Source organism: Rhodoferax ferrireducens (genome assembly GCF_003347515.1).
Classification (GTDB): domain Bacteria; phylum Pseudomonadota; class Gammaproteobacteria; order Burkholderiales; family Burkholderiaceae_C; genus Rhodoferax.
The window spans coordinates 1-375 of record NZ_QEII01000039.1 but is presented as its reverse complement, the minus strand read 5'-3'; the positions used below and the strand labels follow the sequence as shown (position 1 = coordinate 375).

Genomic DNA, 375 nt, shown 5'->3' with positions numbered 1-375 from the left:
AACCTCAGGTTACCCGGACCTCGACCTCCATTCCCGCGAACGCGTCAGCCGCACCAACGTAGCTGCCCGACACCGGCATCAACAGCGTGATGTCGCGGGCAACGGCGACGGGAACCAGATTGAATCCGCCGATACTGCGATTGGTCGGATCGAAGTTGATCCAGCCAGCCCCAGGCACGTAGACCTCGGCCCACGCGTGGGTGGATCCGGACCCCGAGGAACCCGTCGCAGTGATTTGCGGGTCGTATAGATAGCCCGACACGATCCGGGCGCCTATATCCAGGCTGCGTACCGCTTCGGCGAACAGTATGGCGAAGTCGCGGCACGAACCCCGCCCACGGTCGAGCGATTCGATCGGCGTCTGGGTACCTTCGC

1 protein-coding gene is annotated in these 375 nt (G+C 63.7%); it reads right to left on the bottom strand.

Annotated features, from left to right (window positions below; genetic code table 11):
* Positions 1–4: 4 nt before the first annotated feature.
* The coding region (locus C5P05_RS00145; RefSeq protein ID WP_198674549.1) for a transglutaminase-like domain-containing protein at positions 5–375 on the bottom strand (371 nt) is incomplete at its 5' end.